At 28.2% G+C, this 20,930-nt stretch carries 12 protein-coding genes and 1 tRNA gene; 6 read left to right on the top strand and 7 right to left on the bottom strand.

The window, feature by feature from the left end:
• Positions 1-223: 223 nt before the first annotated feature.
• The 6 genes from A35E_RS01060 to lptF all read right to left on the bottom strand — a co-directional run bounded on the left by A35E_RS01060 (position 224) and on the right by lptF (position 10,047).
• On the bottom strand, positions 224-1,087 hold the full coding sequence (locus A35E_RS01060) for a YicC/YloC family endoribonuclease (protein WP_044105097.1): 864 nt from the start codon (positions 1,085-1,087) through the stop codon (positions 224-226).
• Between the two features lie 2,222 nt (positions 1,088-3,309).
• The gene (gene ptsI / locus A35E_RS01055) at positions 3,310-5,037 is read right to left on the bottom strand and encodes a phosphoenolpyruvate-protein phosphotransferase PtsI (RefSeq protein ID WP_014888825.1); all 1,728 of its coding nucleotides are present in this window, start codon (positions 5,035-5,037) and stop codon (positions 3,310-3,312) included.
• A 54-nt stretch (positions 5,038-5,091) separates the two neighbouring features.
• Complete coding sequence (ptsH, locus tag A35E_RS01050) at positions 5,092-5,349, bottom strand: phosphocarrier protein Hpr (protein WP_014888824.1); 258 nt, start codon at positions 5,347-5,349, stop codon at positions 5,092-5,094.
• Between the two features lie 1,644 nt (positions 5,350-6,993).
• Positions 6,994-7,066: transfer RNA gene (locus tag A35E_RS01045), tRNA-Phe, on the bottom strand.
• 806 nt (positions 7,067-7,872) lie between these two features.
• Positions 7,873-8,946 (bottom strand): LPS export ABC transporter permease LptG, encoded by a 1,074-nt coding sequence (gene lptG, locus A35E_RS01040; protein ID WP_014888823.1) that lies wholly within the window; start codon positions 8,944-8,946, stop codon positions 7,873-7,875.
• Between the two features lie 18 nt (positions 8,947-8,964).
• Positions 8,965-10,047: an LPS export ABC transporter permease LptF gene (gene lptF, locus A35E_RS01035; protein ID WP_014888822.1), complete on the bottom strand. Its 1,083-nt coding sequence runs from the start codon at positions 10,045-10,047 to the stop codon at positions 8,965-8,967.
• A gap of 2,314 nt (positions 10,048-12,361) precedes the next feature.
• Between lptF and sufA the strand changes: the two genes are divergently transcribed.
• From sufA to sufE, 6 genes are all read left to right on the top strand, one after another.
• Positions 12,362-12,736, top strand: coding sequence for a Fe-S cluster assembly scaffold SufA (gene sufA / locus A35E_RS01030; RefSeq protein ID WP_014888821.1), 375 nt, complete (start codon positions 12,362-12,364; stop codon positions 12,734-12,736).
• A 13-nt stretch (positions 12,737-12,749) separates the two neighbouring features.
• Positions 12,750-14,258, top strand: a complete 1,509-nt coding sequence (gene sufB / locus A35E_RS01025; protein ID WP_014888820.1) for a Fe-S cluster assembly protein SufB — start codon at positions 12,750-12,752, stop codon at positions 14,256-14,258.
• Between the two features lie 63 nt (positions 14,259-14,321).
• Positions 14,322-15,062: a Fe-S cluster assembly ATPase SufC gene (gene sufC / locus A35E_RS01020; RefSeq protein ID WP_014888819.1), complete on the top strand. Its 741-nt coding sequence runs from the start codon at positions 14,322-14,324 to the stop codon at positions 15,060-15,062.
• The gene (gene sufD, locus A35E_RS01015) at positions 15,043-16,329 is read left to right on the top strand and encodes a Fe-S cluster assembly protein SufD (protein ID WP_014888818.1); all 1,287 of its coding nucleotides are present in this window, start codon (positions 15,043-15,045) and stop codon (positions 16,327-16,329) included. Before sufC ends, sufD begins: the two co-directional genes overlap by 20 nt.
• Positions 16,326-17,552: a cysteine desulfurase SufS gene (gene sufS / locus A35E_RS01010; RefSeq protein ID WP_014888817.1), complete on the top strand. Its 1,227-nt coding sequence runs from the start codon at positions 16,326-16,328 to the stop codon at positions 17,550-17,552. Before sufD ends, sufS begins: the two co-directional genes overlap by 4 nt.
• A 27-nt stretch (positions 17,553-17,579) precedes the next feature.
• Complete coding sequence (sufE, locus tag A35E_RS01005) at positions 17,580-17,999, top strand: cysteine desulfuration protein SufE (RefSeq protein WP_014888816.1); 420 nt, start codon at positions 17,580-17,582, stop codon at positions 17,997-17,999.
• A gap of 1,940 nt (positions 18,000-19,939) precedes the next feature.
• Here the strand turns inward: sufE and tmaR are convergent.
• Complete coding sequence (gene tmaR, locus A35E_RS01000; protein WP_014888815.1) at positions 19,940-20,281, bottom strand: PTS system regulator TmaR; 342 nt, start codon at positions 20,279-20,281, stop codon at positions 19,940-19,942.
• Between the last annotated feature and the right edge of the window lie 649 nt (positions 20,282-20,930).

The raw sequence follows: 20,930 nt of genomic DNA, 5'->3' as shown, positions 1-20,930 counted from the left end.
CTTAAGAATAATTAAAAAAATGACACTTTTAATTCGCATAATATCAATGTTAAAATATAATTATTAATTTAACAATAAATATTTTATATATATACAAATATGATTTTTTTTATTAACGAATATTGTTATTCATCACATAAAAATGTAATTACAATAAAATATTGTTTTATAGATAAAGCATAAGTTATATTTTTACACTCTATTTTTTATTTTTACTTTATCATTACTCAATAAATTGAACATACTCGCGCATTTTTTCAATTAATACTTTTAATTCAATTGCAGATTTCGTTACATTAATATTAATAGATTTCGATGCTAAAGTATTCGCTTCACGATTTAATTCTTGCATCATAAAATCTAGACGACGCCCTGCTGTATCCTCTTTAATCAAAATGTTATGGATTTCGTTAACATGTGTTTCTAATCGATCTAACTCTTCTGTGACATCGATTCGTTGCGCGCAAATTACTAATTCTTGTTCTAAACGATTAACATCTAAATATACCCTTGCTTCTTCTAATTTATTTAATATTTTTTTACGTTGCCATTTTAATACCGTTGGAATACAGTACCGAACATTAGTTATTTCAGATTTTATGCTTGACAAGCACTCTGCAATTAATTTATTAAATACGTGACCCCCGGTTTCACGTTTACTAATAAAATCCTTAAAAATGGCTTCAAATCCAGACATCAACTCAGCGCTAATTTCGTCAGAATTCTGTTTTTTAGCTACTACAACACCAGGCCAACGGAGAATAGACAATAAGTCTATATCTCCTTCCTTACTTTGTTTTTTTAACCAATGCGCAACATCTAATAAATTTTTAGCAAGTTTTTTATTAACAATAAACGGTTTGTCTATTTCCGAATTTATATCAACTCGCAAATTACACTCCATTCTTCCTCTCGTAATAAAGAGACGAATATGTTCACGGATAATTGGTTCAAAACTACAAAATTCTTCCGGCAAGCGTATACAAATTTCAAGATATCGTTGATTAATAGAACGTAATTCCCAACAAGTAGTACCAAAACTACATGGAATATCACGACAAGAATAAGCCATCATGCTGCGAATCATTGGAAACACCATTTCTTAAAAAGAATGATCTACAATTATAACTTAAACAAAGAAGGCAAGATAGGCGATCGAGCCTAAAATGCTTTACCATTATCTCACAACCTTTATTTATAAAAAAAACAAAGTATCAAAAAAAGATGCGAAATAATTATTTTATGATTTTTGAAATAATAAATGAAGAGATTAGAACTGATTGTATATAAGGAACCCCGCGATTCCTTTTATCTATATTGATACAAGCATTAGTTATTTTTCTTTTTAAGAAATCAGATTATGCTACTTTATTAAACATATCCTACTTTATATAAGTAAATATCTTAGCAATCCTTACAACATAAAGAAACAGTATCAAGGTTAACAACTAATCTGGTAGGTTTTTCAATAGGCGAATTAATAAGATTCATTAAATGATCAGATCGCGTTATTGCTTAGTCTTATTGTATAGAAATTAATAATCAAAAATAGAAACTTTTTATTCAGAAAGTCTCTTTATATAGCACTAACTACCGATCTCTATAGAAGAATTGAATAAATTTAGACAATAATCAATCTAATATAAAATATCATTAAAATAAAATATTTCTAATGATTAATTTAAATATATTGTTTATGTAGTTATTATATAAAATCTTTATTTAATTTAAATACAAGGTACTATAAAACTTTAATTATAGATTAACTCGTATTTAAAAAAATCTTGATTTAAAGTACACTTTCTTAGTACTCAAAAAAAAATACAAACTGAAGTTAAAGAAGTATTTATAGCTCTATATCATGTTAAACGCATTTCAACACTTTTAATAAAAACCAACTAATCAATCTAGTCTAAAAAGGTTTTCATATATAAGATTTTATTTCTATCAACTGTTATTTTCTTCAGTAATTTTCAATATTTTTATAACACCAACTTTTAAAAAAACAACTAATATGATTTTCTATATAAGATCAGATATTAAAAATATATAATATTATATTTGATGGATAGTCAAATTAATTATATTTTTTACAAAATGTTTATTGTTTGGTTTAATTAAAAAATTTTAAGTTTTTAACTAAACCCTCTTTTAAAGAGATAAAAATAAACATCTGAAATAATAACGCAAACTGACTCAAAAACACACTATAAGTTTTACAAATGTTTTTTTTAATAAAAAAGTAGCTGTTCTCATTTTTTTTCAAATTGAATTTTTCAATTTTAATTTATTAATTTTCTTATTTTCTAAAAAATATTTTATTAACCAATAAATACAAATGCGATAAATATAAAAACTTAAAATGTTAGAATTCTAAAAAATTCTATGTCTAATGATATATATACTGGAATTTGAATCAACATATGAAACGACCAAATATTACGCAAAATCATATTATAGCAAAAAATATAACGGTGACCAAATATAGATAAAAAATCTACATTTAACTTTTTTAAGCAAAAATATATTCAAGTTAAAAACTTCAGAACACAAGAATTAAAGTAATAAAAATTATGACATGTTTAATAAAAATAATATCGAACAATAATGACAACATGAAAATATTATAACAATTAATTTATCTACATAAAAATAAATCATTTTTATTAGTATTTTAGTTCAATGAACTTTAATCTAACTATCTTAATTAAATAAAACAAATAAAGCAATAACTAAAATTATCAATGATATCATAAATACAGCAATAATATAGCTGATGCTAAATTTAAACTCTAGTATTAACTATCTAGTTAATAACTAATTTATTGATAATTTTTCCTAAAAACCTTTTTTTAAAACTTTTTATATACAAACTGGTTAATTTATTTTTTTATCAAATACGAAATCAATGAATTAACATTATTATATACTGTATATCACACTTGATAAATGTCAGATTTTAGATGAATTGATACATGAAATACAAAAATAAATCTAAATAAGAAAATTCTTTTGATAAAATAACAAAAAATCATTTTTTTTATATTGAATTTCTTTACAAATTCACTAGTAATATTTATTCTTCTTAACAGATTGTTCATCTATCAAGAACAAGACAATATATTGTGATCTGCAAAATAACGATTTATTGCTTAATATTTTAAGCAACGTTTTCTCAGAAAATATTTAATCTTTATATTTTTAATAAATAAGAACTATTAAAATACTTTATCATGTGATGTATTTTCTACGCACTAAAACTTCACGTTCAAGGTTCTATATCAACTTGATATCAAAAGTATCATGAAATTACGAAAAACTTTTTTCTTTAATAAAGTTATTAACTAAATCCATAACTTCTTTTGCTGTTGGTTGAGCTAATGCTTTTTCTGCTAATATCTTAGCATCGCTAAATTTATTAGTCCGAATAATTTTTTTTATTTGTGGTATAGAAATAGCGCTCATACTAAACTCATCTAAACCCAAACCCAACAATAATAGTGTAGCACTTTCATCCCCAGCTAACTCCCCACATATCCCCGTCCATTTACCTACAGCATGGGAGGCATCAATAACTTGCTTTATTAATGTAAGTACTGCTGGAGACATAGGGTTATACAAATGAGCAATTTGCTCATTTCCACGATCTACCGCAAGAGTATACTGAGTCAAATCATTTGTTCCAATACTAAAAAAATCGACTTCTTTTGCCAAATGCGGCGCGATGATTGCTGCAGCTGGCGTTTCTATCATAACACCCACTTTAATTTCTTCATTAAAATTTTTACCCTCTGAACGTAATTGATCTTGTAAAAAAGATAACTCTTGCTTTAAGGTAAGAACTTCTTCTACTGAAATAATCATTGGATACATAATACATAGCTTACCAAATGCTGACGCTCGTAAAATAGCACGCAACTGAACATGCAACATTTCCTTGCGATCTAATCCAATTCGAATAGCTCTCCACCCTAAAAATGGATTTTCTTCTTTAGGAAAATTCATGTAAGGTAAATCTTTATCACCACCAACATCCATTGTACGCACAATAATAGAACCCATCGGCATAGCTTCTGCTACCGCTTTATAAGCTTGAAACTGCTCTTCTTCACTTGGTAGTGAATTTCGGTCCATAAACAAAAATTCTGTACGATATAAACCTATTCCTTCTGCACCGTTTCGTATCGCGCCTAATACATCACGAACTGTACCAATATTGGCACCAACTGAGACTTGATGCCCATCAAGAGTTAGGGCAGGAAGTCTTTTTAATTTTGCAAGTGCGCTTTTTTTAGAAAAAAATTGATTTTGTAAAATTTTTAATTTTTCAATAACAATCTTACTTGGATTAATGTAAATCTCATTATTCACGCCATCTAAAATCAAATAATCCCCATTCGCAACATGTTTAGTAATACATCCAGTTCCTACAATAGCTGGTAATTCTAATGAGCGCGCCATAATTGATGTATGAGAAGTACGTCCTCCCATATCAGTGATAAAACCTACAACTTTATTCAAATTTAACTGCGCGGTTTCTGATGGTGTCAAATCTACTGCTATTAATATACTTTCCTCGTCGATATCACTAAGTTCAATAAGAGGTATACCTAGAATATTACGTAATAAACGCTTACCAATGTCGCGCACATCTGTAGCACGTTCTCTCAAATATTCATCTTCTAATTTTTCCAATGCGCTTGCCTGGGTTTCGATAACGGAATAAACTGCTTTATCTGCACTAACAAAATCTTCCGTGATCAGGGATATGATGTCTTGTTCAAGCTCTTCATCTTTTAATAACATAAGATGACCTTCAAAGATGCCTTGTTTTTCTGAACCAAAAGTTTTAGCTGCTTTAGTTTTTATTGCTTCTAATTGCATAGTAGCTTTTTCGCGGCCAATAAAAAAACGTTTTATCTCATCTTCAATATGGTCTGAAGTAATCTTTTTTTGGTTGATAACAATATCATATTCCCTCAATAGCAGCGCTTTACCAAAGGCGATGCCAGGTGATACCAAAATTCCTGAAATCATAACCCTACCCTACTACTAATGATATACATTAATGAATAAAAATGTGCTTGTATATTATTCAAGTTCTACCATGAGTTTAACTAAATGTTCTACTGCTTTTTTTTCATCTTCCCCTTCAGCAGTAATAGTCACGAGCGTACCTTGGGTTAAACCAAGAGTCTGTAGTTTAAATAAACTTTTAGCACTAGCACTTTTACCATCTGATATTACAGTAATTTGGGAATTAAAAGATTTAGCTTCCTTGACAAATTGGACAGCAGGACGAGTATGTAATCCATTAGGAACCGTAATAATCACTTCTTGTTGGTACATTTTCTTTTCTCAACTTAATTAATTAATATTTAATTATAAAATTAAAGTTCAACCTGAAAAATTCACCATCAAATTTAACTACATAATAGATTTTTAATTAAATACATATATTTTTTCTTATATAAATATTTAAGTAGATTACTAGAAACTATAGTATATAATTAAAATGTTTCATGATATTTTTATTTAAAAACTTCTACGTTGTCATTCAGCGATATCATTTAATCAGCGTAAACTAATAATAATCTAGTTGATTAAAATTTATTTATAGAAATAATTGAGTTTTTATTTTTAAGAAATAAACTATTTAGAAAATATGGACATAAAAAAAATCTAAAGATCCTACCGTTCAAATGAAGATTTATTGCAAGTATAGAAGCATATTCTATTTTATAATAAATGGTTAATTTCTTTTAAATATTTTTTACAATTTTACTGAATTATATTAATTTGAGTTATTTATGGTATGCACCCTATTAATATTAAAATCATAGCTGCATGTCTAAACAAAAGATAATTTCATTTGTTTAAATACTATATTCATTACTACTGAAAATCTCTTATAAACTAAATAACTATTTTTTTTAAAACATACTGATAGATTTTATAATTTATTTAAAAAAACACTAATTGTTATGTGCTCAACTAAATGGATATAAAAAATAATAGTTTTACTTTTAAAGAAAACACTATGATTTTATCGAATATTTTTCGTTTTTTTTAGTTATCTAGATGTTATCGTGCTTATACATTATCCATTCGCCTCTTTAACATTCTACACATTAAAACGTTGCCGCTATTGAAGAAGCTTTTTATTGTATTATTGTACAAATGCACTAAAAATTAGTTTTAAACTCTCTAATACTATATTTTAACTTATATATAATGTAAAGATTATGAAAACACAATAACATTAATTAGCGTTCATAATAAAATTAAAAACATTTAAATGTAATATGTTTAATGTAATTAAAAACAATTTTTATTCGCACAACTAAAGGAATTCGTCAAAATAAAATATTTTTTATCAATAATCAAATGAAGTGCATAGAAATTTGCGCTTACAAATATAACTATTTTTTAGTTTCTAAACTTAATAGTATTAGTAGTTAAAAGTTTCTTAATAAAGAAGAATTTACTGAGTGAGTAAAAACAAAAATAGAGGTGACTTACATTAATTTGTTGTTTTTAATGCATAAAAACATTATAATTTCCTATATTTATGATAATATTTCTAAAATCATTATAAACTTGAACTATTTAATATAAATTCATGCTTATACTATTAAGTTAAAATTAAAGTAAATAATCAACTCATATAACTATATACATAATATAGTTACATATTTAAATTCTATCTAATTTGAAATTAGATTTTTTTATTTGTATAAATTAAAATAACATTTAACTTTAATAGGATTTTAAAAAAACAGCGATTTTTAAAATATTTTATTGCTGGTGGAAATCACCATACTATCGTATAGTGCAAATAAACATCTTTTAAATTGCAGCCTATGATTCTCTGAAATTGTTTTACTTTTTAATATATTAATTACTTAAATTTTTAATAAACTAAAAAAAATAAACTTAACTCTACAACCCTAGTCTTTTATAAAAAAACAATAATTACACTAAAATTCATGATGCCCGGACTCGGAATCGAACCAAGGACACGGGGATCTTCAATCCCCTGCTCTACCTACTGAGCTATCCGGGCTAAGGAGTATAATTAAACCCTATTAGTCTTATTTCGTCAACGCAATTATTCTATAAACATGAATAATAAACGCTAATAGTTTTCTATCTCTTCTTATGATACAATAAAAAACATAAAACTTTTAAGCAAATTAATATCATTTCCACGTGTTACAAAACTTTCCTTGCATCTTAAACAATGTTTTTGGGTTAGATACATCTAATTTCTAGATATAAAGCGTGACTTAAACTAAATTATAATAGATAAATTAATAATTGTACTACGTTAAACATAGAAAATTTCTAAAATACGTAAATTTATTCATTTGCTTATATGATCAAAGATAGCTATAGAATTATTGTCACAACATTTACATGTTAGAAATTTTTATACTTGGAAATAAATGTAATTTACTCAACTTTAACTGTTTTATTTCCAACGACTTCGTTACAAATTATTAAGGATAATAAAATTTTTATATATTATAATAAATCTACATAATAGAAAAATCCAACATTTAATACACGCCAAACAAACTAATACAAAGTTATCTGTTAACAGATCTCCATTATGACAAAAAAGTAAAATCTACTTTAAAATTCTTACACGATAACATTATTTATTTTTACTGAAATGAAATTCAGTAATAAAAATTCTAATTACCCCAACATTTGATCACATTTGATTTTTAATCAAAAAAAATGTTGACAATAAAACATTTAACAAAAATATATCTCAAAAAAAAATTTATACAACTTTAACATTAAAACAATATAATGTTATTAATTATTTCAAAATCATTAAAGTCATATTGCTAATATATTAAATTATTTATTATGTCGCAATAAAATACAAACACTAATCAAAAGAAATCCTATGATTGGCAATAATGCTCCATATATCGGTGATATCTCACAAACAAGACTAAGAAAACCAAAAATACGCTCTAAAATATAAAATAAAAAACCACAACTTATTCCAAGTACTATTTTAACTCTAATGGACGCAGTGCGCTGCAGTCCAAAAACAAAAGATAACGCCATGAGCATCATCACCATCAAAGAAAGCGGGAGAAAAATTTTTTTCCACATAATAAGCTGATAATGCTTACTTTCTTGTCCAGTTTGCTTAAGATGGTTTATATAACTGAAAAGACCTGAAATAGATAATGAATTAGGGGTTATACAAGCAACTTGTAGTTTTTTAGGTGTAAGACTAGTTTTCCATTCAAAATTTAACATCTTCCTCCTAGTGATTTCCTTATCGTTTGTTAAATCGGCTTCATTTACTTTACGTAACTTCCAACTTCCTTGACTGAACTTCGCGTGATCAGCATGTTGTAATAATTGAATCCGCCTTGTCTTATCAAAATGATAAATATGCACACCAACCAATTCGTCGCTTTTTACTATACGTTCAATACAAATAAAATCATCACCATCTTTCACCCATACACTCTTTAAATGTGCAAAGACGGAACCTTCAGATATCATCTGAGTACGATAATCATAACCAAGCTTCTGGGTTTCTGGCGCCACCCATTCAGCTATAGCCATAGCTAATAAAACTAATGGGATAGCCGTTTTCATAACAGCATAAATTATTTGTGTTCGACTAAAACCAAACGCCTGTATAACAAGCAATTCATTGCATATGACTAAAGACCCTAGGCCTAACAGAGAACCCAAAAGAGCCGCAAGTGGAAAAAAAAGTTCAATATCCTGAACAACACTAAATCCTGTAAAAAACAGTGCACCTACCACTGAATAACTTCCTTGCCCTATTTTTCGCAACTGTTCAACAAACTTAATAATACTTGATAGAGAAAGCAGAACAAAAAGAGTCATAATGATAAAATTAAATATCATTTTTCCAATATAACGTTCTAATATACTAAACATTCATTTAATTTCTTGTATTTAAAAACGTTGTCGAAATTTTCGAATGAATAAGCTATCCCATAAATTAAATGCTACTCCTAATAATAAGTAAATTGTGTTGATGATCCACATCCACATCATAGGATCAAGCTTACCTTTCGCTCCTTTTGCACGAAACAAGGTCTGTAAAAGAAAAAAAACAAGATATAATAACATTGCAGGAACGACGCTTAAAATTTGTTTTTCCCGTGGATTAATTATTGAAAATGATACCGCCATCATGGCCAAAATTAATACCGAGACTACTAGAGTTAATCGCCAATGGAATTCAGAAGAAACATTGAGTCCTGTTGAATGCCATAGCTGACACAATGACATATGTTCAGCGTCAACTCTACCTATCTTTATCGACTTACAATCAATAACTGATTGATATTGAAAAAAAGTGTTAATACAGAAATCTCCCGACAGAGCACTACCTTCATAACGAACACCCTGCTTTAAAGTTATTAATTGAGAACCATCAGACTTCTGAGTAAGATAACCACGATCTGCTATTAAAAAAAAAGGACGAACCTTTCCGTAAGGTTTGATCTGAGCTAAAAATATGTGTTGTAATTCATAATTTTTTACCTTTTGAACAAAAAGTATGACTTTTCCATTTGCTATAGATTTAAATTGTTTATCTAACATCATCACCATTCTAGGATTAGCTGCGCTTTCCGCCATCATAAGATCGTGATTGCGTGATGACCAAGGTAATAACCATATAACATTTATCGATGCAAAAAACATAGTTATTAAGCTAAGAATAAGTGTCGCACGGATTAATAAGATTTTTCCTAAACCACAAGCATACATAATCATAATTTCCGCTTCAATATGCATCCGCCTTAAGGTTATTAATAAACCTAGAAATAAACTTAGAGGTAAAATGATTTGTGCGATTGCGGGCATACCTAAAGCCAGAAAAGATAATACTAGTTTTATAGGAATCTCGCCATTTACTGTAGCGGAAAGAACTCGCACTAATTTTTGACAAAAAAAAACAAAAAGTAGAATCAGCAAGATAGCGAGCTGATTTTTGAATGTCTCCCGAACAAGATATCTAGTAATTATCATGCTGATGACACCTATAAAGAACTTACCTTGTATTTTAGGAAAAAATTGACACTTTAATATTTTAATTTAATGATTTTATATAATATAGCTATATTCTATAAAAGTAGACGGAACGTATGGTAGATAAAACACTCAAATGTATATTTACAACTTAGTTGATTACAATATAGTAACGATAAAAATTATTCTTCGCATCTTAGAAAGATAATATCAGTTAATGCAATTAAGAAAAGTAAGGGAAAGATTTTGTCTTTATCGATGATGCCGATCTTAATTAAAAAACTTTATAAAAAATATATGTTATAAGCATAACTGCTTATTTTAATTTTAAGGTCCTATCAGCAACATTTAAAGTAATTAAGATTATTCTGGTAATACAACATATAAAATGTATGATATTTTAATAATCCAGTTGATAAACTTAATATCAATTACTGTACTTCTACCGTAGAAATATAATATTTCTATCATCTAAAATTGCATAATACCCCACTTAGATGGATATTTATCAGCAATACTGTTTTAATCAAGACCGTACTCTTGTAATTAGAATAAGTTGAAATAAATTAATTAAAAATAGCTAAAATCTAAAAAAAATATACAACTTCTTGACAAAAAAAAGCCAATACATTAAATCAAAATAAAAATACTGATCTAGAAATAAGTACTAAGTTATTTTAATGAAATAAAAATGATAATTTAAAAAAATATCAAATGATTAACTAAATAAAAAAAATTAATTGAAGGTAAAAATAAATTTTTTTAAAATTAACTTATTCACAATATGATTAGAAAAAATATAAGTTAGAAAAATTAAATAGTATCATCTAATGAATAACTAAATGAAGGATAACTAACAATGTAAAATTTAAAAAAATTTTAAACTAGTACATTAATTTTAATACTTTTAATAAAATATTAAACATCAATTTAAATAATTATTGTATAAAATAAAATTTAGATTGCTATTACCTAAAAAAATACTTTCAATATGGTAACAAACCATTACCTAGATCTTATTTCCTATCAATGAATACTAAATAATTGAAGCGATAAATAATAAAATCTATTGAAAAAATATTTTTTTAAATAAAATTAAAGCATGAAATTTAAATGTCAGCATAATTAATTTGTTAACAATATATTAAATAGTTTTTTATATATTTTAAGGATCTCTTTAAACTGAAGATTAAAACTTCAGCTCGCAAATTAAATTACTTATTTGAAAGTTTCAATGATATATTTTGTATATTAAAAAATATTGATATAACATACTTTACTTATTTGTTATTAAATTTGATAGATCCAACAAATGTAGATAATTTTGTTGAGTATTTCACTTATTATCTTACACTCACAAATAATAATAGGTTGACGTGAACTGATGTGATGTTTTCGAAAAAAACATTTTATAAACATGTAAATCTTTGAATTACAAAGCGACATTTATTTGATGATGATTTATAACTAACTATTAAGTGTTTCTTGCTCTTAAGAAGAAATCTTACTATGATAAGATCATAAATTTTTATTCGCAATGATAAAAACAAGTATTTTTATTGCATTCCTTAAAAAAAACAACTTATACAAGTCGCTTATATTGTAAAACCATTATAGTCATTGTTTCTAGCTCATCGTAACAAAAAAAACAAAGAAAAAGAAAATTTAGTAGTTAAATTATCACTCGAAAGAAAACACAACACCAATTTTGTTGAAAATTTATAAATATCTTACATTAAATTTTAATTTTTAACCAAACATTCAAACAGTGTAATTTATTTCTATAACCTTTTCGTAAGATTTTCTCAGATTTAAAGCTATAGCTACTTCTACGAACCCATGACAGGTGGCATTCTTTAAATTAAAACTACATTTATCAACTGACGTTTTAACGCACAATCTAGAAGATATATGAAAAAAATAACCAAATTTTAATTATTTAGAGAAAGTATTTAAAATAACTTCAAACTTACCAACTTAATACGATAACAATTGCTTTTAATATAAATATTAACAATAACTATCTTAAGATCTTATTAAAGAAGAATATTTATTAAAATTAACTAAACACTATAAACATAAAAGTTTAAAAATACGCTTAATATAAAATTTTCATTTTATATATTATGCATAAACTTTCTTAAAAAATATCGAGATCTATCTGAGAGTGGTTACAATAAACAGTCACTAATTCATTTTTAAAAAAAATCTATCTTTCAATACAAGTAACAGTTGAAGATAAAATAAAACCCTTTAACACAAAAAAATTAAAGCCCATTAAATAGTAGGATTATAATGTCAGGAGGGAAGCCTAGTGCAAGTAGAAAATAAGGTTGACATTTTCGCTTTAAATGAAACCTTTTGGCATGGTTTAACGATAACAGATGCTGCAGCAAATCATATTCTTCAGCTAATAAAAAACGATTCTACAATGCTTGGATTAAGGCTTAGTATTAAACAATCAGGATGTGCCGGATTTAATTATCTATTAGAAAAAGCTACAAATATCAACCATAACGACTACGTCTATGAAAAAAATGGCGCTAAGCTGTACGTACCCTCACAAGCAATGCCTTTCCTTGATGGAACTGAAATAGACTACCAACAAGAAGGATTAAATCACCTATTTAAATTTCACAACCCCAAAGCTCGACATTCCTGTGGATGTGGAGAAAGCTTTGGTCTTTGAGGAATGAAGCATCATGGCAGAAAGCAATATTAATACCACCAAGTCAATTAATGCCACGAACTCCTGGTTTAAAAAAGAACATTACAAAGAAGGTTTCTTTACTAAATTAGCAACTGAAGAACTAGCGCAAGGAATTAATGAGGACGTTGTACGTGCTATATCAGCGAAACGTAATGAGCCAAAATGGATGTTAGATTTTCGTCTCAACGCCTATCATTCCTGGCTAAGAATGGAAGAACCACATTGGTTAAAAGGCGAATATAAAACACTAAACTATAACGATTATAGTTATTATTCGGCTCCATCTTGCATTACCTGCAATGATACCTCTAGTTCAAACTCTGATATGAAAAATCAAGAACAAAAAAAAGAAAAAAAAAACTACCTTACCAAAGAAGTAGAAGAAACTTTTAAACAACTCGGCGTTCCAGTGCGAGAGGGTAGCGAAGTTGCAGTGGATGCTATTTTTGACTCGGTATCAGTTTCTACTACTTATCGCAATAAACTTTCAAAAGAAGGTATCATTTTTTGCTCTTTTGGAGAGGCTATTCATGAACATCCTAAAATGGTACAACAATATTTAGGTAGTGTAGTTCCAGGAAACGATAATTTCTTTGCTGCACTGAACTCAGCAGTTGCTTCTGACGGAACATTTGTTTATGTGCCAAAAGGTGTACATTGCCCGATGGAGTTATCAACATATTTTCGCATTAACTCCGCTCAAACTGGTCAGTTTGAAAGAACCATCTTAATTGCTGATGAAGGTAGTTATGTTAGTTACATTGAGGGCTGCTCAGCACCAATTCGTAATAGCTATCAGCTACATGCAGCAGTAGTAGAAGTGATCGTTCTAAAAAACGCAGAAGTAAAATATTCAACAGTGCAAAACTGGTTTTCTGGTAGCAAAACCCAGCAGGGCGGCATTCTCAATTTTGTTACTAAACGCGCAGTTTGTGCAGATGAAAATGCTAAAATGTCTTGGATTCAATCTGAAACTGGTTCAGCTATCACCTGGAAATATCCGAGTGTAATGCTGATTGGAGATAATTCTGTAGGACAATTTTTTTCAGTTGCATTAACAAATGAATACCAACAAGCAGACACAGGAACGAAGATGATTCATGTCGGTAAAAATACCCGATCCACTATTATCTCTAAAGGGATATCAGCAGGCCAAAGTGAAAATACTTATCGCGGGCTAGTGAAAATGATGCCAACTGCAATAAACGCACGTAACTTTACTCAATGTGATTCTATGCTTATAGGTGACAAATGTGGTGCACACACATTTCCTTGCCTGGAAGTACATAACAATACAGCACAATTAGAACATGAAGCAACGACATCACGTATAGGAGAAGAACAACTATTATATTGCCGTCAACGCGGAATTAGCGAAGAAAATGCAATATCAATGATAATCAACGGCTTTTGTAAAGATATCTTCTCTAAACTACCTCTGGAATTCGCTGTAGAAGCTCAAAAATTACTCACTGTTAACCTAGAACACAGTGTTGGTTAAGCCTGTGCGTTACTGGTTCTCTATCCGGATGACTCAACGAATTGAGTCAAGGGAAATAAAAACATGTTATCAATTAAAGATTTAAATGTCACAGTAGATGAAAAAAATATTCTTAATGGACTAAATCTGGAAGTAAAACCTGGCGAGATACATGCTATTATGGGACCAAACGGTTCTGGGAAAAGTACTCTATCCTCAACTCTTGCAGGTCGAGAGGATTATAATGTACTTTCCGGACAGATTATTTTTAAAGGGCAAGATCTCCTAATGTTAAAACCAGAAGAACGCGCTGGTGAGGGGATATTTGTCGCATTTCAATATCCGGTAGAAATTCCTGGAGTCAGCAATCAGTTATTTCTTCAAACAGCAGTTAATTCAGTAAGAAAATATCGAAAACAAACACCATTAGATCGCTATGATTTTTCCGATTTTATCGATACCAAAATTAATTTATTACAAATGCCAGATAATTTGCTAATGCGCTCAGTAAATGTAGGGTTCTCCGGAGGAGAAAAGAAACGCAATGATATTTTACAGATGGCAGCGCTAGAACCTGATTTATGCATATTAGATGAAACAGATTCTGGCCTTGATATTGATTCTTTAAAGATTGTTTCTCATGGCATTAACACCCTGAACAATGGAAAACGTTCTTTTATTATCATCACACACTATCAACGCATTCTGGACTACCTACAACCCGATCACGTTCATGTCCTATATCAGGGTTGCATTATTAAATCCGGTCATTTTTCCCTCGTGAAACAGCTTGAGGAGCAAGGCTATGGTTGGCTTAAAAAATAGCAATAATGACCGAGCACTAATTCAGTGGTATCAACTGTTTATTAACCAAAGTGCTCAGCATTCCGCTGAGTCCCACTGCCATTGGAAGAAAGCAGAAGATCTTGGATTGCCAAATAAAAAAGAAGAACATTGGAAATACACCCCACTTGAACAATTATTAGCTCATACCTTTACTATTCCTAGTACTTGCATGGTATCCGAAAAGATGCGTGATGAACTCAGTTTAAAACTCCATGCTTACCGATTGGTATTTATAAATGGTTCATTTTCATCAAGGCTCAGCGATAACTACACTGGATTATGGCAAATAAATGTAAATAAAGGACCTAACCGACAAGTATTACCTGATCCTATTCAATCAGAGTTTTTTTTGCATTTAACTGAAAGCTTGAGTACAGAAACAACCCATATCCGATTACCTACAGGGAAAATAGCAAAACGCCCACTTTATCTTCTTTTTATAAGCCAGGGTAGTGATAAAGAAAACACTATAAACACGATATATTATCGCTATCACGTTGATATAGAATCTTACGCACAAGGCCAAATTATCGAACATTTTACGAGCATCAACACTCAAGGACACTTTAGCGGCGCCCGCGCTACTTGTTCGATTGGTCATCATGTAAATTTCAACCACATTAAACTGGCTTTCGAAAACCGCAATAGCTATCACTTTAGCCATAACGACATTGCTCTAGATCACAACACAACAGTGCACAGTAACATATTTATGTTCGGTGCCAGATTAAGCCAACATCAAACTAGCGCACGAACAACAGGAAAAAGATCCCACCTAACAATAAATAGCCTTCTGTTACCATCTAAAAATGATATAAGCAACATTCGCACTTATCTTGAACACAATACAGGTTATTCAGTAAGTCGTCAGCTCCATAAAATAATCGCCAGTGATTATGGTAAAGGGATATTTAGTGGTCTAATTAAAGTTGCTCAACATGCCTTAAAAATAAATAGTAAAATGGCTAATCACAACCTTATTCTCGATCCTATGGCTGAAATATACACTAAACCTCAGTTGGAAATTTATGCTGATGACGTACAATGTACTCATGCAGCCACTCTATCACGTATCGAAACAGAGCAGATTTTTTACTTGCGTGCGCGCGGCATCCCTTATAAAGAAGCTAAAAAAATAATAATTTATGCTTTTGTAACTGAAATTACCGAAGCAATCAAATATAAAGAAATACGTGATATAGTATTAGAACATATCGCCAATACTTTTATGGAGATAGGAATATGACTTACCCTATTGAACGTATCCGATCTGATTTCCCTATTTTATCTAGAAGGATAAACGGTAAGCCATTAACTTATTTGGATAGTGCAGCCAGTGCACAAAAATTAAACGCAGTAATAGATCGTGAAAGAGACTTTTATCGACAGGAATATTCTGCAGTGCATCGAGGTATCTATACCTTAAGCAATGAAGCTACTAACAACATGGAAAAAATTCGTCAACAAGTAGCAAATTTTATCCATGCTCAATCAGCTAATGAGATTATTTTTGTCAAAGGAGCTACTGAAGGTATTAATTTAGTAGCAAATAGCTGGGGAAGAACTCAACTCCAGGCTGGAGATAATATTCTTATTACTGCAATGGAGCATCATGCTAATATCGTCCCATGGCAAATGTTGGCGCGGGAAAAAAAACTTTCGTTGCGATATATACCTCCATTGCCTGATGGAACACTAGACGTAGCTAAACTAACAACATTAATTGATGATCGCACACGCCTGTTTTCAATTACACATATTTCCAATCTACTTGGAACTCTTAATCCAATCCAAAGAATTGTAGCCAAAGTACGAAAAACCTGTAACGCAGCAATACTTGTCGATGGTGCACAAGCCATAATGCATCAAAAAGTAGATGTACAAGCGCTAGACTGCGATTTTTATGTTTTTTCAGGACATAAAATTTATGGACCAACAGGAATAGGTGTACTTTATGCTAAAAAATCACTACTTGATATCATGCCACCCTGGGAAGGAGGCGGGTCAATGATTCGCAGCGTTAATTTAATTTCAGGAACTATCTTTAATGATGCGCCATGGCGCTTTGAAGCAGGATCTCCGCATACTGCGGGTATTGTTGGACTGGGCGCTGCAATTACTTATATAGAAAATATAGGATTACATAACATTCAATCCTATGAAAAAAAAATAATGAACTATACGATAACATCGTTAAAAAGAGTAAAAAATCTTATTTTATATGGACCTAATGATCGTGTTGGTATAATTGCATTCAATTTAGGAAAAAATCATGCTTATGATGTTGGTAGTTTCCTCGATCAATATGGTATTGCTATTCGAACTGGCCATCATTGTGCCATGCCCTTGATGGCTTGTTTTAAAGTAGAAAGTATGTGCCGCGCATCAATTGCCATGTACACTAACTATGATGATATTGATCGGCTAGTAGCTGGTCTAATACGGATACAACATTTGCTTGACAATTGATATCTAAAAAAAGGAAAACAGATAATCATGATAAACCTACCTAATAAAGATCAATTTATTCGCTACTTTTCTCGCTGTTATAATTGGGAAGATAAATATCTTTATATAATTGAATTGGGAGAAAAACTTCTTCAGTTTCCGAAAGAGATGCGGACTCCACACAATCTAATAACTGGATGCCAAAACCAAGTATGGATATCACTATCAATCAAAACAGACAATAAAATCCAACTTTATGGCGATAGCGAAGCTGCTATTGTAAAAGGCCTTATTGCTATAACATTTATTATTTATCAAGGATTAACAGCAGAGGACATTATTTCTTATGATGCGATCTCTTTTTTTTCTGCGCTTTCTTTTACGCAACATTTAACACCATCCCGATCACACGGATTAAAAGCGATGATTCAACACATTCGGAGTCAAGCTACCACTTTCTTCCAATAATCTTTCTTTGTTCCATTACTGATAAGACTAGCAAATATTACTTAGTTAATATATTTTTAATTATTTAATGGATATATCTTTTCCTATAGAGTGATAATCTAATTTTTTAAAATTAGAGTAAGTTTTTTTAAAAAATATACTGTTCATTTTATCCACAAAGTAATTAGTTTCGTTTACAGAGGAATAATTTTAATTTGACTTCACTAGAACACACTTACTATTTTACATACATATTATTAATAATATGTTTATTACTTAAAATAATTTTATTATTAGTTAAGTTAAAACCATTTTAATTAAACAATCACCCAACTATTAACAATATAAAGAAAAACCTTGTTTTTAATCTTAATTTTTTTTAATAACTTTACTCTTCAACAAACCCTATCATGATTATAACATTAATCTAATTTAATTCCTTATAGCTCATTACACTAACAAAGATCGTTAATAAATACTGCGTAAACTGGTCATGAAGCTTTATTTTTTTTTAAATGAGTTGCATGGTTATTACAAAAATATAAATTAATATAACACACGATAGACCTTATTTTTTTTGCCTATTCTAATTAAAAATTATCTTTTTTTTTGATCTCTTAATATTCTTTGATTAGATTTTAATTTATCTACATCAAAATTAGTCTTCTTTTTGAGTTTATAAAAACCAAAATTTCTATTAGTAATTTTTACTTAACATTAATTATATATTATATATACCGAATATTTTCTTATCAAAAAAAATTTATAATCTGTATAAAAAAACACAAACTATAATCAAAATGTTGTTTGCAACCCTAACCACTTTTTAAAAAAGTGATTATAAACAAAAAAAATCTGATTATATTAATTAATTATACTTATATGTTTAAACATATTTTTCATAAATATACTAATAATTAGTATAAATGTTTAAAGTCATATTTACATGGAATGTATTTTAGTAAATAAAACAACCAATGTATTTGTACCACAATAGGTGATCAGTATTTATTTTAAATTCAATTTCCATTGAACTCCATTTAATAATACGATTGTTTAATTTTATTACTTTCTATATAAAATAGAAATAAAAATATATTGACGATATAAATTAAATTTCGAGTATTTTAATAAAATTATTATATTTTTAAATTTAAACCTTCTCATAAAGAATTAAAAAAATTAAATTTATTCAAAACTTATTGCTAAAACGTTTATTTTTTATAAATTTAATTTGCTTATTAGTAATATTAAGAATAAAAATTCTTAATTATATTAATTACTTAACTTTATATTATATAAACTATGAGCTTCACTCTTATCGAATGATGGAATATAAAAAATAGTTTTTCTATACTAGAATTTAAGAATCTTTTTTTAGTGCTGCTTTCCTTCACTCTTTTTGTTCTATAAAAAATATTTTTCTTTTCTCGATATAATTTTTCTCATTAACAAATAAGCCCTCATTTCGATAAAACATATATTTAACTATTTAAATAACAGTTGAAATTTATGCAAAATATAAAATCATGTATTGAAAAAAAGTATAGAATGGAAGACTTGTAGGATAAATTACTTATAAGATATAACTTTATTTACACTAAACGATTGGTGAGCAATAAAATGCTCAACAAGATGAGCACCTAATTTAGGATAAACCACATAGCAAAATCAAACGATTTTACTTACATTGATAATTATTATTAATAATTACTCATAAAAAAAACGTTTGAATCTATATTTTATGTTCAATTTTTCTATAATATATATTATAGATTGATATGTGTAATAAAACATTATATAATATACTTATTTAAAGTAAAAATTGTTTCTTTAAAATGACAATCTATTTAAAAAATACGTTAATAACTCTTTCTCGATAATTAAAGAGGCGAAAAAAAGAATACTCAACTAATTTAATTAATCTATCACTGCAAGTTATCTTACCTAAAAATACATTTTTAATTAATCTTATCTGAATCAGTCGGATTTTTAAGTCCTCTATTTAAATTAATCTTTTTTGACAATTCGCGTCTCTCTTTTGAGAGTTCAGCATTTTTAATGATATAATCATCAATTCGATCTTCGTAATCAGTACGCATATTGCTAATAATAGCTTGAATACCTTCAATTGAAGTACCTGCATTAATATAATGAATTAAATTATCTAATAATAATACTCGTTTTTGGTTATCGCGAATTTTTTTTTCATTATCCCCGATTTCACGTTGCAGCTTATTTTTACGTCGAAATATACGAACAAAATCTAAAACATCGTTAAAAGAAGGCTTCATATGATCCACTTAAATATCCTTTTTACTTATACGTTTGATTTTAGTAAGCATGTATCATGATACAATCATAATTGTTATTAGTTATTGTATATTATTTATTTTTAATAATATTGCAATATATAAAATAATTATATAGCTACTACATTATATAATCTTTAAAACTTAAATATTTAGAATACATTACTTATATTTTATAAAATAAATTATACATAATAATTGTATTTTTTTAATAAAACTGAATAATTTATACAGTTTTTATGAAATTTTTATTTTAAGTATCTTTATAATATAAAGAGATAACGTTACTATGATAAAGCATATCGCCTAAATTTACACATGCTATTCATGGAGCTTTAAAACAAAAAAATAACTAGTTTGATACATTAAACACTAATAATAATTAATAACTTTATCTTTTAACTCTTTGTGTCTTATGATAAGGTAAAATTGATTCAAGTTTAATAGAAACTTTATTAAAAATTTATAATTTTTAGATTAAAGTGTATTTTTTATATTTAAATTATTATTAATAAATAATTAACTTTTTAAAAGTATTAAGTTGATAAAACTTCAACTAAAAAATTTAATAGATGTTCATTAAAAATGAACAAATTTTTTATGTTTTTATAAAAAAAAGTGTAATCTAAAGTTTTGGTCT

The organism is secondary endosymbiont of Heteropsylla cubana (assembly GCF_000287355.1).
Taxonomy (GTDB): Bacteria; Pseudomonadota; Gammaproteobacteria; order Enterobacterales; family Enterobacteriaceae.
Note: the sequence above shows the minus strand (reverse complement) of the source record. Positions and strands in the feature narration are given on the sequence as shown.